Source organism: Nonomuraea zeae (genome assembly GCF_005889725.1).
GTDB lineage: Bacteria > Actinomycetota > Actinomycetes > Streptosporangiales > Streptosporangiaceae > Nonomuraea > Nonomuraea zeae.
Genome location: NZ_VCKX01000195.1, coordinates 1 through 23,734 on the forward strand (window position 1 = coordinate 1; position 23,734 = coordinate 23,734).

22 protein-coding genes are annotated in these 23,734 nt (G+C 69.5%); 14 read left to right on the top strand and 8 right to left on the bottom strand.

All coding sequences use genetic code 11. The features are described 5' to 3' along the window. Window positions 1-940 (bottom strand): helicase-related protein (locus ETD85_RS42180; protein WP_276617320.1); only part of this gene is annotated, 940 nt, incomplete at its 3' end. A gap of 5 nt (window positions 941-945) precedes the next feature. Continuing rightward, window positions 946-1,263 carry an ArsR/SmtB family transcription factor gene (locus ETD85_RS42185; RefSeq protein ID WP_138695448.1) on the bottom strand — a complete coding sequence of 106 codons (318 nt, stop codon included), beginning with the start codon at window positions 1,261-1,263 and terminating at the stop codon, window positions 946-948. 89 nt (window positions 1,264-1,352) lie between these two features. On the opposite strand from ETD85_RS42185, the gene ETD85_RS42190 reads away from it, so the two are divergent. Further along, window positions 1,353-2,504: an MFS transporter gene (locus ETD85_RS42190; protein WP_138695449.1), complete on the top strand. Its 1,152-nt coding sequence runs from the start codon at window positions 1,353-1,355 to the stop codon at window positions 2,502-2,504. Here the strand turns inward: ETD85_RS42190 and ETD85_RS42195 are convergent. Then, window positions 2,453-3,067: a TetR/AcrR family transcriptional regulator gene (locus tag ETD85_RS42195; protein ID WP_170247135.1), complete on the bottom strand. Its 615-nt coding sequence runs from the start codon at window positions 3,065-3,067 to the stop codon at window positions 2,453-2,455. The two genes, ETD85_RS42190 and ETD85_RS42195, sit on opposite strands and share 52 nt — an antisense overlap. A 251-nt stretch (window positions 3,068-3,318) precedes the next feature. Here ETD85_RS42195 and ETD85_RS42200 point away from each other — a divergent pair, with 251 nt between their 5' ends. Continuing rightward, window positions 3,319-4,008 carry a hypothetical protein gene (locus tag ETD85_RS42200; protein WP_138695451.1) on the top strand — a complete coding sequence of 230 codons (690 nt, stop codon included), beginning with the start codon at window positions 3,319-3,321 and terminating at the stop codon, window positions 4,006-4,008. Here ETD85_RS42200 and ETD85_RS42205 read toward each other — a convergent pair. Further along, on the bottom strand, window positions 3,977-4,807 hold the full coding sequence (locus tag ETD85_RS42205) for an undecaprenyl-diphosphate phosphatase (RefSeq protein ID WP_206059207.1): 831 nt from the start codon (window positions 4,805-4,807) through the stop codon (window positions 3,977-3,979). The genes ETD85_RS42200 and ETD85_RS42205 overlap by 32 nt on opposite strands. A gap of 42 nt (window positions 4,808-4,849) precedes the next feature. Continuing rightward, window positions 4,850-5,692, bottom strand: a complete 843-nt coding sequence (locus ETD85_RS42210; RefSeq protein ID WP_240779780.1) for a MurR/RpiR family transcriptional regulator — start codon at window positions 5,690-5,692, stop codon at window positions 4,850-4,852. A gap of 156 nt (window positions 5,693-5,848) precedes the next feature. On the opposite strand from ETD85_RS42210, the gene ETD85_RS42215 reads away from it, so the two are divergent. The 7 genes from ETD85_RS42215 (at window position 5,849) to ETD85_RS42245 (ending at window position 14,876) form a co-directional block, all read left to right on the top strand. Next, entirely contained in the window at window positions 5,849-6,982 is a 1,134-nt protein-coding gene (locus ETD85_RS42215) for a C45 family autoproteolytic acyltransferase/hydrolase (RefSeq protein ID WP_240779781.1), read from the top strand. Further along, window positions 6,979-8,586 carry an ABC transporter substrate-binding protein gene (locus ETD85_RS42220; RefSeq protein ID WP_206059209.1) on the top strand — a complete coding sequence of 536 codons (1,608 nt, stop codon included), beginning with the start codon at window positions 6,979-6,981 and terminating at the stop codon, window positions 8,584-8,586. The genes ETD85_RS42215 and ETD85_RS42220 overlap by 4 nt, the downstream gene beginning before the upstream one ends. Window positions 8,587-8,589: 3 nt before the next feature. Next, on the top strand, window positions 8,590-9,504 hold the full coding sequence (locus ETD85_RS42225; RefSeq protein ID WP_138695453.1) for an ABC transporter permease: 915 nt from the start codon (window positions 8,590-8,592) through the stop codon (window positions 9,502-9,504). Then, the gene (locus ETD85_RS42230) at window positions 9,501-10,343 is read left to right on the top strand and encodes an ABC transporter permease (protein ID WP_138695454.1); all 843 of its coding nucleotides are present in this window, start codon (window positions 9,501-9,503) and stop codon (window positions 10,341-10,343) included. The genes ETD85_RS42225 and ETD85_RS42230 overlap by 4 nt, the downstream gene beginning before the upstream one ends. Then, on the top strand, window positions 10,343-11,284 hold the full coding sequence (locus tag ETD85_RS42235; RefSeq protein WP_138695455.1) for an ABC transporter ATP-binding protein: 942 nt from the start codon (window positions 10,343-10,345) through the stop codon (window positions 11,282-11,284). Before ETD85_RS42230 ends, ETD85_RS42235 begins: the two co-directional genes overlap by 1 nt. Continuing rightward, window positions 11,284-12,051, top strand: coding sequence for an ABC transporter ATP-binding protein (locus ETD85_RS42240; RefSeq protein ID WP_138695456.1), 768 nt, complete (start codon window positions 11,284-11,286; stop codon window positions 12,049-12,051). The genes ETD85_RS42235 and ETD85_RS42240 overlap by 1 nt, the downstream gene beginning before the upstream one ends. 143 nt (window positions 12,052-12,194) lie before the next feature. Then, window positions 12,195-14,876, top strand: coding sequence for an ABC transporter substrate-binding protein (locus tag ETD85_RS42245; RefSeq protein ID WP_138695457.1), 2,682 nt, complete (start codon window positions 12,195-12,197; stop codon window positions 14,874-14,876). On the opposite strand, the gene ETD85_RS42250 is transcribed toward ETD85_RS42245, so the two are convergent. Beyond that, window positions 14,873-15,682 carry an NAD(P)H-binding protein gene (locus ETD85_RS42250; protein ID WP_138695458.1) on the bottom strand — a complete coding sequence of 270 codons (810 nt, stop codon included), beginning with the start codon at window positions 15,680-15,682 and terminating at the stop codon, window positions 14,873-14,875. The genes ETD85_RS42245 and ETD85_RS42250 overlap by 4 nt on opposite strands. Before the next feature lie 74 nt (window positions 15,683-15,756). Here ETD85_RS42250 and ETD85_RS42255 point away from each other — a divergent pair, with 74 nt between their 5' ends. The 3 genes from ETD85_RS42255 to ETD85_RS42265 all read left to right on the top strand — a co-directional run bounded on the left by ETD85_RS42255 (window position 15,757) and on the right by ETD85_RS42265 (window position 17,436). Beyond that, a complete protein-coding gene (locus ETD85_RS42255; RefSeq protein WP_138695459.1) occupies window positions 15,757-16,677 on the top strand; it encodes an AraC family transcriptional regulator in 921 nt (306 codons plus the stop codon). Beyond that, the gene (locus ETD85_RS42260; protein WP_170247136.1) at window positions 16,674-17,180 is read left to right on the top strand and encodes an HAD domain-containing protein; all 507 of its coding nucleotides are present in this window, start codon (window positions 16,674-16,676) and stop codon (window positions 17,178-17,180) included. Before ETD85_RS42255 ends, ETD85_RS42260 begins: the two co-directional genes overlap by 4 nt. A gap of 64 nt (window positions 17,181-17,244) precedes the next feature. Next, window positions 17,245-17,436 (top strand): PspC domain-containing protein, encoded by a 192-nt coding sequence (locus ETD85_RS42265; protein ID WP_138695460.1) that lies wholly within the window; start codon window positions 17,245-17,247, stop codon window positions 17,434-17,436. Between the two features lie 335 nt (window positions 17,437-17,771). Here the strand turns inward: ETD85_RS42265 and ETD85_RS42270 are convergent, their stop codons facing one another. Continuing rightward, window positions 17,772-18,176, bottom strand: a complete 405-nt coding sequence (locus ETD85_RS42270; protein WP_138695461.1) for a hypothetical protein — start codon at window positions 18,174-18,176, stop codon at window positions 17,772-17,774. Between the two features lie 134 nt (window positions 18,177-18,310). On the opposite strand from ETD85_RS42270, the gene ETD85_RS42275 reads away from it, so the two are divergent. Both ETD85_RS42275 and ETD85_RS42280 read left to right on the top strand, forming a co-directional pair. Next, window positions 18,311-19,831, top strand: coding sequence for an ATP-binding protein (locus tag ETD85_RS42275; protein ID WP_170247137.1), 1,521 nt, complete (start codon window positions 18,311-18,313; stop codon window positions 19,829-19,831). Beyond that, window positions 19,831-20,463 (top strand): tetratricopeptide repeat protein, encoded by a 633-nt coding sequence (locus tag ETD85_RS42280; protein WP_138695463.1) that lies wholly within the window; start codon window positions 19,831-19,833, stop codon window positions 20,461-20,463. The genes ETD85_RS42275 and ETD85_RS42280 overlap by 1 nt, the downstream gene beginning before the upstream one ends. Window positions 20,464-20,468: 5 nt before the next feature. Here the strand turns inward: ETD85_RS42280 and ETD85_RS42285 are convergent, their stop codons facing one another. Continuing rightward, entirely contained in the window at window positions 20,469-23,216 is a 2,748-nt protein-coding gene (locus tag ETD85_RS42285; protein WP_138695464.1) for an ATP-binding protein, read from the bottom strand. Window positions 23,217-23,734: the final 518 nt, after the last annotated feature.

Below are 23,734 nucleotides of genomic sequence, written 5' to 3' on the forward strand. Positions count from 1 at the left end.
GGTCCGCCGCCGCCTTCGACACCCTGACCGTGGTGAGGGAGCCGAGGCCGCGGGCGTGGTCCGTACGCGGCTCGCGGGCCAGGCCGGAGTCGACCACCACCCGGACGCCGGGGACGGTCAGGCTGGACTCGGCCACCGACGTGGCCAGCACCACCCTGCGGGAGCGACCGGGTGCCAGCACGGCGTCCTGGACGTGGGCGGGGGCCTGGCCGTGCACCTGCAGGAGCTCCACCCCGGAGAGGCCCGTCAGCAGCCCGGCAACCTTGGCGATCTCGCCCACGCCCGGCAGGAAGCACAGCACGTCGCCGTCCTGCTCGGCGAGCGCCCGGCGGACGACCGATGCCACATGTGACAGGAACGCCGGATCGACGCGCAGCCCGTGCGGCGGCGCGACCGGGCGAGCCGGCGGGGCCCACACCGTCTCGACCGGATGCGTGGTGCCGGTCGCCGCGACGACGGGGCCGCCGATCAGCCGGGACCACGGCGCGGCGTCGGCGGTGGCGGAGGTGGCCAGCAGCCGCAGGTCCGGCCTGAGCGTGTCGCGTACGTCGAGCAGGAACGCCAGCGCCGTGTCCGCGTCGAGGTGGCGCTCGTGGCATTCGTCGAGCATGACCGCGTCCACCCCGGCCAGCTCCTGGTCCCGCTGGAGCCGTTGCAGCAGCACGCCGGTGGTGACGACCTCGACCATGGGGTTCGCGCCCGCGTGCCGCTCGCCGCGGATCGTGTAGCTGACGCCCATCCGCCTGGCCGCCGCGCGGACGGCCAGCCGCCGCGGCTCGGCCACCAGCACCCGCATCCCGGCCTCGGCCATGGCCAGCGGCACCACCGTCGTCTTGCCGGTGCCGGGCGGGGCGGTCAGCACGGCGGCGCCCCGCCGGTCGAGGACGGCGAGCAGCTCAGGCAGGACAGGCCGGATCGGCAGCGCGTCAGGGCTGGTCATGGGGGTCAGAGCTGCGTCCGGATCGCCGCGAGGACGGAGTCGAGCAGGCCGGGGAAGCGGCGGTCGAGGTCGTCGCGGCGCAGGCTGATGTATTTGAGCCGCCCGTCCTGCTTGGAGGAGATCACGCCCGCCTCGCGGAGCGCCCGGTAGTGGTGTGAGGCGGTCGATTTGTGGATGCCGAGGTCGTCGCCCGCGGTGCCGCACGTCAGCTCGCCGCTCACGTACAGGCGGGCGACGATCTCCAGGCGGACGGGATCGGACAGCGCCCGCAGGACCTCGGTGAGCTCGATGTCCTCGGTGGCGGGATGGGGCAGCAGGCGCATGGTTGAACCCTACCTCCGTCTTATTGTTTGACAACAATCCAACTATAAGACAGTTTGATGAGCATCCAACTTACGTATGTGGAGGCTCCATGGGGTCGCGGCTCTATCCGCTTGCTGTCGGAAATTTCGCTGTAGGCACCGGCATGTTCGTGACTGCCGGTCTGTTGCCGCCTATTTCGGCAGATCTGGGGATCTCCAGGTCTGCCGCCGGGCAGTTGATGACGGTGTTCGCGCTGGCGTACGCGGTGCTGTCACCGCTGCTGGCCGCCGTGACCGCGCGACTGTCGCGCAAGAACCTGTTGCTGGTCGCCCTGGGGGTCTTCATCCTCGGGAACACGCTGACCGCGCTGGCCCCGACGTACCCGCTGGTCATGGCCACGCGCGTGATCGCGGCGGCGGGCGCGGCCATGTTCACGCCCACCGCGTCGGGCGTGGCGAACGCGCTGACCACGCCCGAGCGCCGCGGGCGGGCGCTGGCGCTGGTGATGGGCGGGATGACCGTGTCGTCGGCGATCGGCGTGCCGCTCGGCACCTGGCTGGGCTCGGTCTCGGGCTGGCGGTCCACGTTGTGGCTGGTGGCAGGGCTGGGCGTGATCGGGCTCATCGGCGTCGCGGCGGTGATCCCCGAGGTCAGGATCCCGGCGTCGGGGCGGCTGCGGGAGCGGTTCGCGCCGCTGGGCGACCGGCGGGTGCAGGCGGTGCTGGCGACGCAGCTGCTGATGTTCGCGGCGGCGTTCACCGCGTACACCTACATCGGGTCGCTGTTCGACCTGCCGCTGCCCGCGCTGCTGTGGGCGTGGGGGCTCGGGGGCATCGTGGGCAACCAGCTCGGCGGGCGCTTCACCGACCTGTACGGGCCGCGCGCGATGGTGCTGATCGGCCTCGGCGCGTCCACCGTGTTCCTGGCCCTCATCCCCGTCGCGAACCTGGCGCTGCCCGTCGCGCTGGTGTGGGCGTTCCTGTGGGGCGGGCTCGGCTGGCTGGTGGCCCCCGCCCAGCAGTTCAGGACCGTCGCGGCGGTGCCCGGCAACGTGCCGATCGGCCTGGGGCTGCTCTCCTCGGCCCAGTACGTCGGGCTGTTCGTGGCCGGGCTGGCCGGCGGCGCGGCGCTCGACTGGTACGGCAGGACCGGCGTGGTCGTGCTCTCCACCGGGCTGGCCCTGCTGGCGCTGCTGTTCACGTTGGTGACCTACCGGGGCGCCGCCGCGATCTCGGCCAAGGAGAGCGTGCCGGTCAGGTAGCGCTGGATGCCGGGCGCCACCGCGGCCGCCACCAGGTCGGCCGGCATCGACGCCAGCGGGTCCACCTTGAGCAGGTAGCGCATCAGGGCCAGGCCCAGGAGCTGCGAGGCGGCGAGCAGGGCGCGGGCCTCGGCGTGATCGTGTGACAGGGTCCCGGCGATCGGGCCGAGCAGCTCCCTGCTCATCAGCTCCTTGAGCAGCTCGGCCGCCGCCGGGGTGGCGGTGGCCGCGTGCAGCACGGCGGCGAGCTTCGGGCCGTGCACCGGGTGCTCCCACAGCCACAGGTATCTCCTGACGAGCCGCTCGCCGAGGTGCTCCTCGTCGCCGCCGATGGCCTCGATCACCAGCGCGACCGGCATGGTGCCGTGGATCGCGGCCTCGAACAGCTTGTCCTTGCTGCCGAAGAAGTGCATCACCAGGGCCGGATCGACCCCCGCGGCCCGGGCCACGGCCCTGATCGTCGTGCCCCCGTAGCCCCGGGTCACGAACGACTCGATCGCCGCCTCCAGGATCGAATCCCTGGTCTGCGGGTTGCCCGGGCGCCTGCCGCGTTCTTCGGCCATGGGACTATTCAACCACGTGGAATTCATCCACCCTTGAATTCAACATTGAAGAAGTCATCGGGTAGTGAAAAAGATGCGCGAGATCGTGGCGGCCGGGCTGGTCAAGGTCGCGGGGACGCCGGGGGCGCGCTACATCCCCCGGTGACCGTCTGACCTTCGCCGGCGGCGCCGATCTTCTCCGTCTCCCAGGGGACGCCCGGTCGGCCAGGAGACGGACGACGGGGGCGCCGGCCGCGCCTACCGTCGGCGGCATGTTGAAAGACCAGGTGACCTTTCGCCGCGTCACGGCAGGCGTCCTGCTGATCGTGGCCCCGCTGCTCCAGGCCGTCGCCGTCCTCGTCGATCCCGGCACCTGGGGCGACGACCGGGAGGCGGTCAGCTTCGGCGCGAACCCCGCGCTCGCCCAGGCCCAGTCCGCCCTCTACCACTGGAGCTGGATGCTGATGGCCGTCGCCGTCATCGGCCTCGTGCACCTGACCAGGCGCAAGGCCACGTGGCTCGGTCACGTGGCGGGCGCGCTGGCGGTGATCGGCTATCTCCAGCTGTCCGGGCTGCTGCTCATCGACCCCGTCGAGTGGTGGCTGGGCCGGCACAACTCGCCGCAGGAGGCGCAGCGCATCCTCGACGAGATGCTGAACCTGCCCGGCGTGATCTTCGGCTTCCAGATGCCGTGGATGTTCTTCGGGTTCATCGGCCTGCCGCTGCTGACCGCGGCCGTGTGGCGGGCCGGGTTCGTCGGGTGGTGGGTGCCGGCGGTGGTGGCCGCCGGCTACCTCGGCGGGTTCCTGGTGCCGTACGGCCCCCTGACCGTGCCGTTCTGGACCGCCCCCGTCGCCGCGCTCGGCTGGATCGGGCTGAAGATCCTGCGCATGGGCGACGACGCGTGGGCGGCCTATTACCGGGTGCCCGTCAGCCCAGCGCTGGAATCCAGTTCAAGGTGACCGCGAGGATGACGAAGAAGCCGAGGATGATCCGGTAGATCACGAAGAGCGTGAACCGGTGGGTGCTGATGTAGCGCAGGAACCAGGCCACGGCCGCGTAGCCGACGATGAAGGAGATGACCGTGGCCAGGATCGTCGGCCCCCAGGCGGGGGCCGGGCCCTCGCCGATGTCCTTCAGCTCGAACAGGCCGGAGGCCAGGACCGCCGGGATGGCCAGCAGGAACGAGTATTTGGCCGCGTCCTCCCTGCGGTAGTCGAGCAGCAGACCGGCGGTGACGGTGCCGCCGGAGCGGGAGACGCCGGGGATCAGGGCCAGGGCCTGGGCGAAGCCGTACACGATGGCGTGGGTGAAGCTCAGGTGCTTTTCCAGCGTGAGCTTGTTGCGCGCCGTGCGGTCGGCGAACCAGAGGATGAGAGCGAAGACGATCAGTGTGGTGCCCACCACCCGCAGGTCGCGGAAGACGGTCTCGATCTGGTCCTTCAGCACCAGGCCGAGGATGCCGATGGGCAGCGTGCCGACGATGACGTACCAGCCCATGCGCGCGGCCCAGTGGCTGCGCAACTCCTTGTCGAACAGGGAGCGGGTCCAGGTGGAGATGATCTCCCAGATCTCCTTGCGGAAATAGATCAGCACGGCCGTCTCCGTGCCGAGCTGGATGACCGCCGTGAACGCGGCACCCGGATCTTCCCAGCCGGCGAACGCGGACACCACACGGATGTGGGCGCTGGAGGAGATCGGCAGGAACTCTGTGAGCCCCTGGACCAACCCCAGAACCACCGCTTCTAGCCAGCCGATCACGACTACACCCTTCGGGAAAGCACGGGAGTGACGAGGGTGAGGCTAGCGGAAACGGGGACCGAGGAGTTGCTCGCGTAATGCGTTGAGCTGATGCGAGTGCTCGACCGAGCGCGGCTCGTCGAGCGAGTCGAGCGCCAGCAGCAGCGCGTCGGCCACGATGATGCCGGTCAACGTCTCGGCCGTGATGCCGGTGGGCGTGTGCGGGGCGGCGAGCACCGCGTCCACGCGGTCGGCGAAGGAGCCGCCGAGCTCGTCGGAGATCAGCACGATGCCGGCCCCGACCGCCTGGGCCCGGTCGATCAGCACGGTGATCTCCTTGAGCTTGCGGGCCGGCTGGAAGATGACCAGCACCTCGCCGTGCGCCAGCCACAGCAGGTCGTCGGCCAGCGCGAACCCCGTCGCGGAGACGGCGCGGGCGCGGTGGCCGCGCCGGTTGAGCTTGAGCGCCAGGTGATGGGCGGCCGGCTCCGAGGCGCCCGCGCCGTAGACGAACACGCCGGGGGCGTTGACCAGCAGCTCGACCGCTTTCCTGAACGCCTCCTCGTCCAGCAGCCTGCTGCAGTGCTCGATGCGCTCGCGGGCCTCGTCGAAGACCCGCTCCCAGATGCCCGGCAGGTCCTGGCCGACGTGGCTGATGCGCTGCTTGAGCCGTACGTCGGGGGCCACAGCGGAGGTGAACTCGGCCGCCAGCGCGCGCTTGAGCCCCGGCAGGCCGCCGAAGCCGAGGCGCTGCATCGTGCGCACCACGGTGGCGTTGCTGGTGCCCGTCGCGTTGCCCAGCTCCTGGGCGCTGGCGAACAGGATCTGCTCCGGCGAGGTGGAGATCAGATAGTGGCACACGGCCCGCTCGGCCGGCGACAGCTCTTCCCAGAGCTCTCTGACCATGGCTCTGAGCTGCTCGATTGGGCTGTGTGTATTTTCCATTACAGCTCTTGACTCCCGTGTAGCGCTCATTACTCTTGGGCCTTGGAAACGACCGCTACAGACTCGCCGCCTCCTGAAATAAACGTTACAGGCTGCCGGCCGGTCCAAGGAGCACCATTGAGCCCCATTTCCCTGCCTACCGTCGAGATCTCCGGCGCACCGCGCGAACGCGGCCGCCAGTACGGCGAGCAGGCACGCGAGCGCATCGAGCGCGCGCTGGCCTACTACGCCGAGGCGTTCGCCCACTCCAGCGGCCTGACCTGGGAGCAGGTCGTCCAGCGCGCGGCGCGCTGGGCCGAGCCGAGCAGGGCGTTCGCGCCGGAGCTGGTGGCGGAGATGGAGGGCATCGCCGAGGGGGCCGGCGTCGGCTTCCTCGACGTCCTCGCGCTCAACGCCCGCGGCGAGATCATCTACGACACCACCTTCAGCGCCATGGAGCCCGACGGGTGCACGTCGTTCGCGCTGATGGCGGAGGCCGCCGGCGACGGCCACGTCTACGCGGGCCAGAACTGGGACTGGCGCGACGGCGTGTCGGACACGCTGATGGTGCTCAGAGTGGTCCAGCCGGGCCGGCCGACGGTCATCATGCACGTGGAGGCGGGGCAGGTCGGGCGGCAGGGAGCCAACTCGGCGGGCATCGCGCTCAACGCCAACGGGCTCGGCGGGCGCTTCGACGACTCGGTCGGCGTGCCGCAGACGCTGATCAGGCGCAGGGTGCTCGACAGCGACAACCTCAACGCGGCGCTGGAGGCGCTGACCAAGTCGCGGGCCCACATCGCGAGCAACGCGCTGATCACGCATCGCGAGGGGTTCGCGATCGACCTGGAGACCACGCCCGGCGCGGTCGGCTGGATGTACCCGACGGACGGGCTGCTCGTGCACGGCAACCACTACCAGGCGTTCGTGCCGCCGCAGCTCGCCGCCGGTTACCGGCCGGGCTCGGCCGACTCGCTGTTCCGGGTGCCGCGGGCCGAGGGCGGGCTGCGTACCGTGCGCGAGGCGTCGGGCACCGACGAGGCCCGCAAGCGCATCAGGCAGGCGATGTCCGACCACCTGGGCTACCCCGAGTCCCTCTGCACCCACCCCGACGAGACCCAGCCCGCCGTCAAGCGGTGGGCGACCCTGCTGTCGAGCTGCGTCGACCTCACCACGGGCGACTACTTGATCGCGGCCGGCACGCCCTGCGACCACGAGTACGAGCGCGTGCCCTGGAACCTCTACGACGGACCGCATGGAAAAGAGACCCCGTGAAGAAGACACTCGCCCTGGCCGGGCTCATCGGTCTCACCGCCGCCTGCGGCGGACCCGCAGTCACCACCAAGGCGCCGGACCCGGCCAAGCTCACGCTGGTCGACCGCACGGCCAAGGCGGCGGGCCCGCTCGACAACGCCGTCTGGCTGCTCGACGAGGAGCCGGGCACGCTCGACCTCGACGCCGACGGCGGCACCCCCAACCGCACGGTGATGTCCAACGTCTGCGAGCGCCTCATGCAGACCCAGCCCGACATGACGGTCAAGCCGTGGCTGGCCGAGCGGGCCGCGCAGCCCGACCCCAAGACGATGGTGCTCACGCTGCGCACGGGCGTCACGTTCCACGACGGCTCGCCGATCACGGCCGACGACGTGGTGTGGAGCCTCGACCGGCACGCGGGCGACGGCATGGACGAGTCCGACGAGTTCGAGGACGTCGAGTCCGTGCGCAAGACCGGCGAGCACGAGGTCACGGTCGCGTTCAAGAAGCCGAACGCGCTGTTCGTGCAGGCACTCGCCGGTGGCGCGGGCATCGTGCTCAACAAGAAGGTGGTCGAGCGGCTCGGCAAGGAGTACGGCACGCCCGGCCACGAGGACGCGTGCAGCGGCCCGTACCGGCTGGCGGAGTGGAAGTCGGGCGGTCAGCTCACGATCGAGCGCTACGCCGCGTACTGGAACAAGGACGTCAAACCGCTCACCAAGAGCGTCACGTTCAAGTGGGCCGATGACACGGCGCTGGTCAACAGCCTCGTCACGGGGGAGGCGCAGGGCGCGTACCTCTCCGACACCGGGCCCGCCGTCGCGCTGCAGGCCAACCAGGCGGTCAGCGTGGCCTACGGCGCGACGACGAGGGTGTTCGTGCTGCTGCCGACCGATCGCGGCGTGATGAAGGACCCGAAGATCCGCCGGGCGCTGTCACTGGCCGTGGATCGGGCGGGCATCGCCAAGTCCGGGTTCGCGGGGCTGGCCAGGCCGTGGAAGGTGCCGGTCGGCGCGGGGGCGTGGTCGTACGAGAAGGCGGCCTTCCAGTCGGCCTACGACCAGCTCCAGGGCGCGCCGGAGTCGCCGCGGCTGGAGGAGGCCAGGAAGCTGGTGCAGGAGGCCGGCTCGCCGAAGGAGCCGATCGTGGTGGCGACCAACGGCGAGCAGTCCCGCACGGTCATCGCCAACGCGGTCGTGGACGCGGCCAAGAAGATCGGGCTGGCGGCGCAGATCAAGACGGTCCCGGCGAGCGAGTTCGGCAGCTTCTATACGGATGAATCGCTGCGGGCTCAGGTCGACCTCGTGCCCGACGACTGGTACATCACCAAATCCGACCCCATCGGCTTCTACGACAACGGCCTGACCGGCTCGTCCAACAACTGGGTCGGCTTCAGCTCGCCCGCCTACGACAAGCTGGTGGCGACGGCGCTGGAGACCACCGACGACGCGGCCCGCGCGAAGGACGTGATCGAGCTGCAGCGGCTGTTCACCGCCGACATGGTGTGGATCTCGCTGGTCGAGGTGCCCAACGCGGTCGTGCTCGGCGGCAAGGTGACCGGTCCGCCGGCCTCCCAGGTCCACATGGGCTATCCGTGGGCGGTCGATCTCGGAGCCAAGGGCTGAGCCGTGGTGCGCAAGCTGGCCGGGCTCGTCGCCACGCTGCTCGCCACCTCGTTCGTGATCTTCGCGGCGTCCTACGCGGCGCCCGGCGACCCGGTCACGTTCCTGGCGGGCGGCAAGGAGAACCTGACGCCCCAATACCTGGCCGCGGTCCGCGCCCAGTACCACCTCGACGACCCGTTCCTGGTGCAGTACGGCCGGTGGCTGGGCGACGCGGTGACCGGGAACCTCGGGCGCTCGACGCAGTACAACGACCAGGTCGGCGACCTGCTGCTGGCCCGGCTGCCGAGCACGCTCGGGCTGGTGGCGTACGCGTCGGTGCTGTTCGTGGTCTTCGGGGTCGCGCTGGGGGTGCTGGCGGCGGTGCGCGGCGGGCGTACGGACTCGGCGGTGGTGGCGGGCACGACGTTCGCCACCTCGGTGCCGCCGTTCGTCACGGCCACGGTGCTGATCTCGCTGTTCGGCGTGCAGCTCGGCTGGTTCCCCGTGATGGGCGGCGGATCGCTGTGGCATCTGACGCTGCCCGCCGTGACGCTGGCGCTCGGCGCGCTGGCCATCATCAGCCGCGTGACCAGGCAGTCCATGGTCGAACAGCGCGAGCTTGACCACGTGAGCGTGGCCCGCGCCTCCGGGCTGGCCGAGCGGCTGATCGTGGTCAGGCACGTCTTCCGCGGCGCGCTCGGGCCGATCGTGACCATGTGCGGGCTGGTCACGGCAGGCATGCTCGCGGGCACGGTGACCGTGGAGACCGCGTTCGGGCTCAACGGGATCGGCTCGCTGCTGGTGCACGCGATCAACACCCACGACTTCCCCGTGACACAGGCCGTGCTGCTGCTCATGGTCACCTGCTACATCGCCGTGACCACGCTGGTCGACCTGCTGCAACCGCTGATCGATCCCCGAGTGAGGAGGCGGGCATGACCACCATGGTCGCCACGCTGCCCCCGAAGGCGGCCCGGCCGCTCGGCTACTGGCTGGCGAGTGCGTTCCTCCTGCTGGTCGTGGCGGCGGCGGTGCTCGCGCCGCTGGTGGCTCCGTACGAGCCGGACGCCGTCGACTTCGCCGCCACGCTCGCGCCGATGTCGCCCGGGCACCTGCTCGGCGCCGACCAGTCCGGCCGCGACCTGTTCTCCAGGGCCCTGTACGGCGCCCGCACCTCGCTGATCGGGCCGCTGGCGCTGCTGGCCATCGCCTCGGTCCTCGGCGTCGCGCTGGGCACGCTGGCCGCCTGGCACCGGGGCTGGGTGGACGCCGTCGTGTCCAGGCTGACCGACGTCATGTACGCCTTCCCCGGGCTGCTGTTCGTGGTGCTCATCGTGGCCGTGTTCGGCAACGGGATGACCACGGCGGTGCTGGCGCTCGGGCTGGCGTACACGCCGACGATCGCCAAGTACACCCGGAGCGTCGCGCTGGGCGAGTGCGGCAAGCCGTACATCGACGCCTACCGGGTGCAGGGCATGGGCGGGTTCACGATCTGCGTCCGGCACCTGGTGCCCAACATGGCCCGCTCGATCGTCGGCTACCTGGTCGTGCTGTTCGGCGAGGGGCTGATGAGCCTGGCCACGCTCAGCTTCCTGGGGTTCGGGGCGCAGCCGCCGTCCTCCGACTGGGGGCTGATGGTCAAGGAGGGGCAGCCGGCGATCGTGCAGGGCGCGTTCCTGCCGGTGCTGATTCCGGGCGCGGCCATCGCGCTGGTGGTCGTGTCGTTCAACGTGATCGGCGTACGTCTCGCCGACCGCATGGGCGTGAGGGGGACGTGATGCTGCTCTCCGTGGAAGGGCTGACGATCGAGGCGGGCGGCCGGCGGCCGATCCTGCGCGAGGTGTCGCTCACCGTCGGCAAGGGCGAGATCGTGGGCCTGGTCGGCGAGTCCGGCTCGGGCAAGTCCACGATCGCGCGCTCGGTGCTGCGCCTGCTGCCCGCCGCGGCCCGGGTGTCGGGCCGGGTGCTGGTCTCGGGCGAGGACGTGCTCACGATGAGCCCGGCAGCGCTCAGGGACCTGCGGGCGGCGCAGGTGTCGATGATCTACCAGGACCCGCGCTCGTCGCTCAACCCGGTCCGCAGGATCGGCGACTTCCTGACCGAGCGCATGGTGCTCACGCTGGGCCGGCCCAAGGCCGAGGCCCGCGCGCGGGCGCTGGAGCTGCTGGCCGCCGTCGGCATGCGCGACCCGGAGCTGCGTATGCGGCAGTACCCGCACGAGCTGTCCGGCGGCATGCTGCAACGCGTGGTCATCGCCGCCGCGCTGGCCGCCGATCCCGCGCTGCTGCTGGCCGACGAGGCGACGAGCGCGCTCGACGTCACCACGCAGGCCGAGACGCTGGCGCTGCTGCGCCGGATCCAGGCGGAGCGGGAGCTCGGCATGCTGTTCATCACGCACGACCTGCACCTGGCGGCGGCCTTCTGCGACCGGGTGCACGTCCTGTACGCGGGCACGGTGGTGGAGTCGCGGCCGGCCAAGGAGCTGTTCGAGGATCCCCGCCATCCCTACACCGCCGGGCTGCTGGCCTGCACGCCCGAGCTCGGCGACCCCCGGCCGATCCGGCCCATCCCCGGCCGGCCGCCCTCGCTGGACGACGTGTTCGGCGGCTGCCCCTTCGCGCCCCGGTGCCCGCACGCGGCGGACGCGTGCGGGGAGTGGGCGCCGCGGCCCGTGACCGTGTCCGGCGGGTCCGCCGCCTGCCGTCTGGTGGAGGTGTGATGCTCGCCGTACGTGATCTGTGCAAGTCCTTCCAGAGCACCGTGGCGGCCGACCGGGTGTCGTTCGACCTGCCGCCCGGAGGCGCGCTCGGCCTGGTCGGCGAGTCGGGGTCGGGGAAGACCACGATCGCCCGCATGCTCGTCGGCCTCGTCACGCCCGACTCCGGCACGATCTCCGTCGCCGGCCGGGTCAGGTCCGCGAGGGAGCGGGGCCGGGCCGCCCGGCTGCGCAGGGCGCGCGAGATCCAGATGGTGTTCCAGGATCCGTACCTGTCGCTCGACCCCAGGCTGACCGCGGCCGAGTGCCTGCACACCGCGCTCAGGCTGCACGGCAAGGACCGCTCGCGCGCCGCCGAACTGCTCGACCAGGTCGGGCTGGGCAGCCGCGAGGCCGGGGCCAGGCCACACGGGCTCAGTGGCGGCCAGCGCCAGCGCCTGGCCATCGCCAGGGCGCTGGCGGTGGAGCCGTCGGTGCTCGTGCTGGACGAGGCGGTGGCCGCGCTCGACGTGTCCATCCAGGCGCAGATCCTCGAACTGCTCGCGCAGGTCCGCAGGGACTCGGGGGTCGCGCTGCTGTTCGTCAGCCACGACCTGGCGGTGGTCCGGCACCTGTGCGAGGACACGCTGGTGCTGCACAGAGGGGTGGTGGTGGAGCAGGGGCCGGTCGCGCGGGTGCTGGCCGAGCCCGAGCACGCCTACACCAGGCTGCTGCTCGATTCGGTGCCGCGGCCCGGATGGGATCCCGCCAAAGTAGTTCGGAGCCATTAGTCAGGATAAATCCGTCAGTCATAACCTGCCGGTATGAAGGGCGTCCCCGTTTTCCGCATCGGAATTGTCAGCACGGTGTAAAGCTATGGGGTCTGCGTCCCGCGCATATTCGCGCGAGTATCGAACTCGGCAGGGAGCACCGGATGCCCGACAAGGCGAACACGGCGGACGGGCGGCACGAGACGGTCGGCGACCTGCTCCGGCGGCCCGCGGTGTGGCGGCGCGACCGGCACCTGCCCGTGCTCGTCTTCGTCGGCGCTGACGCCGCAGGTCAGGTCGCCGAGCAGCTCGTCCGCCCGTACAACTGGAAGGCGCCCTGCGCCGTCGTCGGGCGGGACGAGCTGGCCAGGGTCGGGGACGTGCCCGATCTGGTGGAGCTGGTCGTCAAAGGGCTGGTCCGGCGCATCACGTCCTCCCTGATGCCCGCGCCGCGATTTCCCATGACCGAATTCCTGCTCTGGGTCGCCGCCCGGCGCAGAAATGGCGAGGGTAAAGCGGACGGCTGGGCGCAGGCGTACAAAGAATGGCGCAGGGAACGGCGGGCTTCGGTCCGCACCGGCGAAATCGTCGATTACCTCAGCCGGGCGCTGCCCGCCTGGGTGCCGGTGAGCACCGGCGTCTTCGCCGGGCTGGGGCGCGCGGTCGCCGTGCTGGAGCACATCACCCTCATCGGCCCGGCGCTGGCCGGCGGCGTGGCCAGCCTGGTCCACGTCGGCCTGCAGGCGACCGGCTGGCTGGCCTACCGGCGCTTCGCCAGGCACCAGGACTATTTCCCGCGCGACAAGCGCGAGCCCATGGGCGCCTACCACCGGCGGCTGGCCGAGGAGCCGACCGACGAGCAGCTCGACACGCTGCTCGTGCACGCGTTCTGCGAGGACCTGCGGCAGGCCTACCAGCGGCGCTGGCCGTGGCCGAGCTGGGGGCGGGGCGTCTACTGCCTGCTGCTGGTGAGCCGGATGAGCGCCGATCCGGGCGCCGGCGGGGAGCACGTCGCGCATCGCTTCATCCAGCTCGTGCACGACGAGCGCGAGCGGACGGGGCAGCACGTGCCGCTGCTCGTCCTCACCTCCAGCGACAGCGCGCCACCGGTGGACGCGGTCGAGCGGGCGCGGGTGGAGCTCTCCAGCCTGCGGGCCCGGGTCCGCGCCTGGCAGAGGCAGGTGGCCTGCCCCTACCTCGTGGTCGACGCGCCGGAGGGCGCCGCGCAGTCGGCCGAGCCCCGCCCCCGGCTGCGATGGGGCCGGGCCGCCCTCTACTGGCTGGTCGCGGCGCTGCTGGTGTGCGGGCCCGTCATGGCGATCCTGCGCGATCAGTGGGACAGCTCCGCCGAGAGAGACAGGAAGGCCGTACTGGCCCAGCAGACGTGCGGCCTCACCTACGTCACGAAGATCGGCAAGGAGTGCGTGGGGGTGCTCAACGACGGGCGGCGCACTCCCGCCGGAGTGGTCCACCCCGCGCTGGCGCCGCTGGTGGCGCGGATCGACGACGAGAACGCCGCGATCGGCGGCCAGAGCCGGTACGTGTCGCTGGTCGTGCTCGGCGAATACTCCCTGGCGGCGGGGGACGTCGACAGCAAGGTCATCGGCAGCCGGGGCGAGCTGCGCTCACTCGCCGACCTGCAGCGCGACAAGCACAGCGGCCTGCGGCTCCGCGTCCTGCTGGCGAACGCGGGCGATGAGTTCACCCGTGGCGGGCAGGCCGCGCGCCAGATCGCCGAGCTGGTCAAGCGCGACTCGTCCATCGCCGGGGTGGTGGGCTTCGCCCGCAGCACGAACGGCGTCCGCGAGGCCATCGCCACCCTCGCCCGCGCGAAGATCCCCATGGTGGGCACCACGGGGAGCGCGGACGATCTCGTCGAGGTCGGCGGCAGGGCCACGCGATACTTCTTCCGGGTGAGCCCGACCAACGCCCGGCAGGCCGCGCTGGCCGCCCGGTTCGCCCGGCACCGGCTGCTCCCGGGAGTGGCGGCGCCGAAGGCCGTGATCGTCCATGACGAGTCGGACGGCGAGGTCTACACCGGCAACCTGGCCCAGGGCTTCGCCGCTGCCTTCGAGAAGGAGAGCGGGCAGCGGCCGGTGCTGGTGCCGTACACCGTCACCGGCGGGGTCGAGCAGGCCGTGGCGGGGGCCTGCCAGGAGCGGCCGGACGTCTACTTCTACGCCGGCCGCTCGCCGGAGATCAGGTCCTTCCTGAACTCGCTGGCCAAGGCGAGCTGCGGGGAGCGGAAGCCCATGGTGATCGCGGGCGACGACATCACCAGGGAGGCCGCGCACGGCCAGGGGCCGCCGCTCGGGCGGGACGGGGTCGACCTCTACTACACCAGCCTGGGGGACCGGCGCTTCTGGCTGTCTCCCGAATCGGCGCCCGCCGGCGGCAAGAAGGCCCAGACGGCGCCTGCCGGTGGTGGGAAGCCCGCCGGTGGTGGGGATGCCGCCGTGCCCAGCCGGCCGCTGTTCATCGCCAGGCTGCTCGACGAGGAGGAGCTGGCGGGGAGCAAGGACCTGCTGGCGGACGACAACCTCATCCTCACCTACGCCGCCGCGGACCTGCTCCACGAGGCCGCGAGCCTGGTCCACGAGCCCGGCCCGCGCCCCCGCGTGGACCACGGCGACCTGCTCTACCAGCTCCCCCTGCTGCCGGGCCTGGGCATCGTCAACCGCGTGATCGGGGTGCTGGACTTCGACGACACGGACCGGCACGACCCCGTGGACGCCGTCATCGCGGTGATGAGGGCCGGCGAGGGCACGCCGCGGGTCCGCTGCGGACGGCTCGCGATGCGCGAGAGCACCCCTGTGGACAAGCTGTGCGAGGGCCTGCCGAACTAGACCGTCCACGCCTTGGCGTTGGCCGCGGCGTAGTCGGTGAAGTCGCGGGCGGGCCGGCCGAGCGCCTCCCGTACGCCGTCGGCCAGGTGGGCGTTGCGGCCGTCGAGGATGCCGGCGAACATCTCGGTCAGGCCCGTCGCCTCCTCCTCCGGCAGGCCCTGTTCCGTGGCCGCCGCCCGATACTCCTCCGGCGTCATCTGGACGAAGGCGATCTGCCGGCCGGTGGCCTCCGACAGCTCCGCCGCCGCCTGCGCGAAGGTCAGCAGCCTCGGGCCGGTCAGCTCGTACAGCCGGCCCGCGTGACCGTCCTCGGTGAGCGCGGCCACGGCCACGTCGGCGATGTCGTCCACGTCCACGAACGGCTCCGCCACGTCGGGCCCGGGGAGCGCGACGACGCCGTCGAGCACCTGGCCGTGCAGGAAGCCCTCGCTGAAGTTCTGCATGAACCAGCTGCAGCGGACGACCGTCCACTCCGCCCCCGACTCGGCGACCGTGCGCTCGCTGGCCTGGGCCTCCGGCTCGCCCCGGCCGGACAGCAGCACCAGCCGCCGCACGCCCGCGCGGACGGCGAGCTCGGTGAAGGACTTGACGTCGTCGTACGCGCCGGGGAGCGCCAGGTCGGGATAGTAGGAGAGGTAGACGGCGGTGACGCCGTCGAGCGCGGGCCGCCAGGTGGCGCGGTCCTCCCAGGAGAAGGCCGGTACGGCGGAGCGGGACCCGATGCGTACGGGCAGTCCGCGGGCGGTGAGCTGGTCAGCTATGCGGCGGCCGGTCTTGCCGGTGCCGCCGAGCACCAAAATCGTCATATATCTAGTAAGTCACCATACCGATAAGACGCTCCATGGTTGAGAAGCGCAATCCCATATGCGATCGTCTAACCATGGACCAGCTCGCGGCGCTACTCGACGGCCCGCGGGCGCGCGGCGCCTTCCTGCTGCGTTCGATCCTGGATCCGCCCTGGTCACTGCGCATCCAGGACGAGGCCCCGCTGTCGGTGACGGCCCTGGTCCGCGGGCAGGCATGGATCGTTCTGGACGACGCCGACCCCGTGCCGCTGCGGCCGGGGGAGGTGGCGATCAACCGGGGGCCCGAGCCGTACACGGTGTCCGACGACCCCGACACCAAGCCGCAGATCGTCATCCACCCCGGCCAGCACTGCACCACCCTCGACGGCGAGTCCCTCTACCAGGCCATGGACCTGGGCATCCGCACCTGGGGCAACAACCCCGACGGCGACACCGTGCTGCTCACCGGCACCTACAACTTCGAGGGCGAGGTCAGCCGGCGGCTGCTGGAAGCGCTGCCCACGCTGATCGTGCAGCCGGGCGACCCGATCATCTCGCTGCTCGGCGCCGAGATCGTCAAGGACGAGCCCGGCCAGGAGGCGGTCCTCGACCGGCTGCTCGACCTGCTGCTCATCGCGGTGCTGCGCTCGTGGTTCGCCACGCACGAGGCGCCCGCCTGGTACCGCGCCATGAGCGACCCGGTGGTGGGCAAGGCCATGCGGATGCTGCACAACAACCCCGCGCACCCGTGGACCGTCGCCGCCCTGGCCACCGAGGTCGGAGTCTCCAGGGCGTCGCTGGCCAGGCGCTTCACGGACCTGGTCGGCGAGCCGCCGATGGCCTTCCTCACCGACTGGCGCCTGGCGCTGGCCGCCGACCTGCTGCGCGAGCCCGACGCCACGATCGGCGCGGTCGCCAGGAAGGTCGGGTACGGCAGCCCGTTCGCGCTCAGCGCGGCCTTCAAGCGCGTACGCGGGATCAGCCCCCAGGAACACCGGGCCGGAGCCGATAAGTGAAACCCCTGCTACTGGTCGATGTGGACGGCGTGCTCAACCCGATGGGCCGGGCCACTCCCGACTTCAGGCGCTACCGGTGCACGGTCGGCACCGACGTCTACACCGTGCACCTCAACGCCAGGCACGGCCGCAGGCTCCTCGACCTGGCCCTCGCGACCGGCTCCGAGCTGGTGTGGGCGACCACGTGGGAGGAGCACGCCAACGAGTGGATCGCGCCCAGGATCGGCCTGCCCTCGCTGCCCGTCATCCCCATGACCCCCGGGGCGCCCAGCGAGTTCGGCGAGATGTTCAAGACGCCGCACGTGGCGGACTACGTGGGGCGGCGGCCGTTCGTGTGGTTCGACGACCAGGTGTGGGCGGAGGACGAGGAGTACCTCAGGGTGCATCAGGGTCTCGACGATTTCCTGCTGGTGCATGTGGACCCCAGAGAGGGACTGACCAGCCGTCATCTGGGCATGGCACATGAGTGGCTGACCCTTACAGGGTTTTCTCAGGGTCCCTGACGGGAGTTCTGCGGTGGGGCCGCCCGTTCTACAGGTAGGTCGTAACCACACGGAGGAAAACAGCATGTACCGCTCACGAGAGCACAGGATTCTGGCCGGCGTCTGCGGCGGTCTCGCCGACAAGCTGGGCATGCCCCCTACCCTTGTCCGGATCCTCTGGCTGCTGCTGTCGCTCATCCCGGGGCCGCTCTGGGTCGTCTACGTCGCCATGTGGATCCTCGTCCCGGAGGAGCCGAAGGGTTACCGCGCCGCATAGGCCGGCCAGTCGCCCGGCGGGCTGATCCGGGGCCCGCCGCCCGGCGGGCCGATCCGAGGGCCGCCGCCCGGGGCACAAGGGACTTCGAACGGAGGCGCTTCGCGCACTGAGGGCTCACCAGCCCCCGAGGCGCCTCCGGCGCACTGGCCGTCCGCGCCTCGCGGCGTCATGTCCCCACTCGTTGCCCGTTTGGAGCGTGGGCCGTCCGGCACCCACCCGCGCCTGGGCTCTTCGTCAGCCCAGCCAGGTGCCTCTGCTCGGTCACCTGTGACGTATCCCGGGTGTGTCACCCGAGTGTAGATTCTTACCGGATTACGGCATCAGCCGCGGGTGTTTCAGTTCGTGCCTGGTGGCGGAGTGCCGAAGCTTATCGGCCCGGAGAAGTCGCGTCCCTGGATCACGGGGCCCGTGATTCGCGCGCTTCCCGCCACGATATTGGTGGGCCCGTCGGATTTCGCGAGCACCTTGACGTCTTCGAGCCAGGCCCGCAGGTCGCTCGCGAACTCGGCATCCTGCCCGGCCTGCTCCACCAGGACTTCCGACAGTTCGATGACGTCCCGCTTCTCCGTCCTGACGGCTTCGACGAGCTCCAGGGTCGGCTGCTCTTCCCCGTTCTTACCGAGCGTCTTCTTCACCATCGCGACGAGCGACGTCCATGCCCCCTTGCCGACCTCACCGGTCGCTCCAGTAACGAGACTGGTAATGGCTGCGGATACAAGAGCCAGGGCGGTCTCGTCCATATCGACCTCTCTATCCTGATAAATCTCATTTGTCGCATTGCTTCGACCTCTTGAGTTAATGACATGATACGAAGCGCCATGCGATCCTGGAGTCGACAGCAGGCCGGTGTCGTCGGCAAGGAACCAGTCGGACCGTGATTGCGCAGGTGTCACCTTCCGCGTCGTCGGGGGACAAGTCGACCAACGAGCTGTCGGGTTCGGTCCATGGCCCGGCGATACAGGCAGGATCAATCAGCGGGGGCGTGCAGATTCACTGGCAGGAGCCCTCAGCTCCCGTGGTGCCGAGGCAGCTCCCGCCGGCGACCAGCCGTTTCATCGGCCGCAAGGGCGCGCTCTCCGCTCTTGACAAGGCGCTGGATGAGGGAGGGCCCGGCCTCGGCGCCATCTACGCCATCAGTGGCATGGCCGGGATCGGCAAGACGACGCTCGCCTTGCACTGGGCCCACAGGGTGTCCCATCGTTTTCCTCATGGACACCTTTACGTTAATCTGCGGGGATTTGACCCTGGTGGCGCACCGGTGGCGCCAAGTGACGCGTTGAAGGGTTTTATCGCTGCTTTGGGAATCAGGCCGGATAATATTCCCTTTGAAGTGGATGATCGGATTGCGCTCTATCGTTCCCTGCTCGATGGGCGACGAGTCCTGGTCATCCTGGATAACGCGCTCGGTACCGACCAGGTGCGCCCTCTTCTTCCTGGTTCACCAACCTGTACGGCTATCGTCACCAGCCGGAACAAGCTGGGGGCGCTGGTGGCGGACCACGGTGCCGTGCCTGTGGCGATGAAGTTGCCGGGCCGGCGGGAGGCCGCCAAAATACTCGTCCGCCACCTGAACAACGAACGCGTCGAAGCCGAAAGAAGCGCAGCAGCCACACTTGTGGAACTCTGCGGCAGATTACCCCTCGCGTTGAGCATAGTCGGAGCGCGGGCAGCGATTTACAATTGGTCACTGGAATCGCTCACCGAAGACCTGCGCTCCGAAAGAGATCGGCTCTACGCATTGGATCTGCACGACAGCGAAACGACGAATGTAGCGTCCGTGTTCTCCTGGTCCTACCGCAACCTTTCTCCAGGCCCCGCCAGGCTCTTCCGCCTGCTCGGGCTGGCTTCTGGGCCCGAGATCAGCCTCGCTGGTGCGGCGTCGCTGGCCGACAAATCACTTCTCCACGCCCGCCAGTTGCTCGGTGTGCTCGTGGAGGCCAACCTCGTCAGCGAAGTGACCCGTGACCGCTTCCGCGTCCACGACCTGTTGCGCACGTTCGCGGCAGACCAGTTGGAGCATGACGAGACCGCGGAGTCCTGCCGGGAGGCGCTGCTGCGGTTCCACGATTTCCTGCTGCGGGCGGCCGATGCCGCCGACCGTGCGATCGCTCCCAACCGCCCCGCGTCGACCTGCCGTCTTCTGCCGGGAGCCTCCCCGCGCCAGTGTTCTCCACCTATGAAGAGGCCATCGGCTGGCTCGAAATCGAGCACACCGGCCTGGTGGAGACCGTGCACCATGCTCTGCGTCACGGGTTCGACACGCATGCGTGGGGGCTCGCCTGGACGCTCGGCGTCTACTTCGACCGCCGCGGTCACGCGTCCGACCGGTTGCACACCAGCGAAGCCGGCCTGCAAGCCACGGCGCGACTCGGCGACCGTGAGGCCGAAGCGCTGATGCGCACCAGCATCGGGTACGCACATGCGCGCATCGGCCACTTCTCCGAGGCCGAGGAGCAACTGCTCCAGGCCCTGACACTCTTGCGGCGGCTCGGCTCGGAGGTGCACGAGGCCAACGCGCTCATCGCCTTGGGTGTTGTCCACGAGGAGCAGGACCGTTACGGAGAGGCCAAGGAACATCTCGAACGTGCGCTCCACCTGCACAAGCGTCATCACGAAAAGGCTGGCCAAGCCCACGCCCTGGAGAACCTCGGCTGGTGCCACGCTCACCTCGGCGAATATCCGGAGGCGGTGGAGACGTGCAGCGCCGCACTCAAGCTTTTCCAGGACCTCAACGATCGTGACGGTGAGGCGGACACACTGGACAGCATTGGCTACACCTACGCTGAACTCGGGAATCACGAACAGGCGCGGACCCACTATGAGTCGGCGTTGACGCTATGGCGGGCAATGGGCAACCGCTATGACGAGGCGGACGTCCTGACCAGGATCGGTGACTCCTACGCCGCCTCAGGTGATCAGCAGGCCGCCCGCGAGGCGTGGCAGCAGGCCCTGATCATTTTCGACGAACTGGTACAGCCGGACGCTCAATTGCTCCGTGCCAAGCTTGAACGGCAGCAATCATGCTGAACAGGTCATTGTCCTGAAGGCCCTGAATCTGGTGCTGGTGGAACCGGCGTGGCGTGGATGCCGAGTCTTCGATAGATGGCTTCCGCGAGTTGCAGTGAAGTGCGGGCCTCGTCCGGCTGGGCGTCGGCGAGGAGACCTCGTCCGAGACCTTCGAGGGCCTTGGCCTCCTCCGCTGGTGTACCGATTTCGCGGCAGATTGCCAGAGCCTTTCTGTGGTTTTCTTGAGCCTTGTTCGCGTCCGCGGCGGCAAGGTGCACCGCACCCAATGCGTTGAATGTTTCGGCCTGGCCAAGACGGTGGCCGATGGTGTGCCGAAGTTTGGCCGCTCGGGCGAGAGTGTCAAAGGCTTTCTCGTATTCAGCTTTTGCCCCACAGATCATGCCCAGGCCGTTGAGAGAGGTAGCCTCTCCAGCGGGATTGCCGATTACGCGATGTATCTGCAGGGCCTCGGTGTAACTTGCGTAAGCCGCCGCCAAGTCACCTATTTCGTACTGCACATGACCCAGCGCGTTCAAAGTGTTGCCCACGCCGGGGCGGCTGCCTAGCGCGTGGAACAGCCGCAGTGCTTCCATGAAGCCGGCGAGGGCCGCCTGAGACTCACCCCGGGCGCGTCTTATATGAGCCAAAGTGTTCAGGGCCCCACCACATCCGATTGGCTGATCCGTAGTACGGAATTTGAGCGCAGCTTCGGCATGGGTGGCGGCTTCGGCGAAGTCTCCCCTTGCATAGTGGACGGAGCTGAGCGAGGAGTGGGCTTCGACTTGGCCGTGCTCTTCGCCGACGGCCTCGTACAGTCGCAATGCCGCCTCATGGCTGGCTACGGCCGCCGCGTAATGCCCCATCATCGACTGCACGGTGCCGAGGTCATTTAGTGCATTGGCCTCACCGAGGCTGTTGCTCGCCCTGCGATAGAGCTGGAGAGCTCGGGTGAAACTGGCGACGGCGGCCGGATAGTCATCCCGCATGTGCTCCATGTCCCCTATGTGGAACAGTCCCTCAGCTTCACCGAGCTCATCGTGTGCTTGCCTGGCGGCTCTTGTGGCCGTGTGGTAGAGGGCGAGTGCCTGGTCCCAGTAGCCGCGCGCTTGCAGATATCGCGCCATCGCCGATGCCAGCCCGATCGCCATGTCGGGCCTCCCGTGCTCAGCGGCGTGGTTCAACGCTGCGTACAGGTTAAGCCTCTCCCGCTCCATCCATTCCCCGGCCTGGCCATGACCGGTCAGTTCCGGCATGGCGACGGGCCGCGCACCGGTGTGTCGCACGTACGCCTGCGGATAGCGGCCGGGCAGCAGGCCATCGGCGGTATGTGCGGTGTGCAGGTAGTACGCGAGAAGCCGATCCAGGGCGGCCTCGCGGTCGACCTCTAGGTCCTGGTCTGCGAGGACACGAGCGTGCCGGCGGATCAGGTCGTGGAAGCGGTAGCGTCCCCGAGCGGGTTCGTCAACTAGATGGACCGCGTACAGGTCGTCCAAGAGAGTTGCGGCGGTATCGTGATCGACAGCGTCGAGGGCGGCGGCGGAGTAGGCGTCGATATCGCTGCCGGGATGCAAGCCGAGCCGTCGGAACAGTCGCTGTTGCTCCGGGGCCAGGCCGTAATAGGACAGTTCGAAGGCGGCGGCCACGGAGTGGCTCTCTGCGCGCAATGCGGTTAGCCGGTCGGCCGCAGAGGCGAGGTCGGCGGCCAGATCGCAGACTGTCCAGGCAGGCCGGTGTCTGAGCTTCCCGGCCATCAGACCGATAGCCAGCGGCAGATGCCCGCACAGCTCTGTGAGTTGCCGCACCGTGGGATCGTTCGCATCGGGACCGGGACGTGCGGTGAGCCGGACGAAAAGGTCTGCGGCATCTTGGGGAGGCAGGGCCTGCAGAGTGATGGGCATGGCTTGTGGCAGTGCGCTCAGGCGCCGGCGGCTGGTGACCAACACCAGTGTCGAGCCGCTGCCGGGTAGCAATGCTCGAACCTGGTCACTGTCTGTGGCATCATCCAACACCACCAGTGCCTTCTTGCCGGCCATCCGGTCGCGCCACAGAGCCGCACGCGATTCGAGACTGTCAGGGATCTGAGCGGCGGCGACGCCGACGCTCAGCAGCAAAGCGAACAGCGCATCGGCCGTCTCGACCGGCCGTTGCCCCGGTGTATGAGCGTGCAAGCGCACGAAGAACTGTCCGTCGGGGAAGCGCGACCCCAGGTGATGGGCGGCGTGCACAGCGAACGCGGTCTTGCCGACCCCGGCCATCCCGTCGATGGCGTCGATGTGTACTACGCCTCCCGCTCCCGCGTGTTCCTCCAGCGTCTGGACGATGCGCTCCAACTCGGATTGACGGCCCGTGAAAGCGGCCAGATCGGCCGGCAGGGTACGCAGTGCGGCGGCTGCCGATGGCGGCGGCTGGGATGTCATGTTCACATCACCATTGATCGCTCCTGCCTGGAGTAGAACTCCGGCGGTGCCACCCATGTGGTTGTCGACCCTGCTGCCGCCGGGTAAGGCCGGTGATTCTCCGTTGGCCATGACGCTGGTTTCGGGCATGCCGCCGATCGGATTTGTCGAGGCGTTGGCGGATGGAACATGCGCACGTGTCCGTTGGATGGTGAGCAGGGCTCCCACGATGCTCAGCGACAGCGCGAGGAAAACGGCCAGTGCGCTTTCCCGCTCCTCCATTCCGAAGACCCGAATACTGGCCACTGCCAGAATGACGGGGATGATCAGCCAGGCAGCCAAAGAGAGCCATGCCCGTCGAGAGCGCCGCGCCATCATGAGCTCATCATCGGCTTTTGCATGGCACACGTGCTGGTGAAAGATTTAGATCGTAGCAATTAAATGACGTGGTGTTTCCGATTTGTTCCCTGTGTAACAGCCTGCTGTAGATATGGTCTGACTGTCCGCATAAGTGCCCCGGTGACTGGCCTTGGTGGCGGCGATGGACTGTCAGGTTTCAGCGGCCGGGGACACAAGTCGGGTTCGCCGCTGATCAAACCGTTCCGGACGGCCGGTCGGGACGCGGTGTCCCGACCGGCCGCCTCGGACACAGGACTACGGAGTGGGGTGACCGGCGCTTCCGGGCGTGGTGTCGTCGTCATCGCTGGCCGGGTGTTCATTACGTACAGGGTCGTTCTCGGTTGGGGGGAGATCACCGGGTGGGGAGACATCTGCGGGGTCGTCGCCGGGATCGCGTGGTTCGGATCTGAAGAGGGACTCCAGGGGCCCAGGCGGGATGTAGGGCGGGGTCCAGGCGGCGGTCGCATCAGGGTCGGCGCCGGAGTCATGTGCGGGTG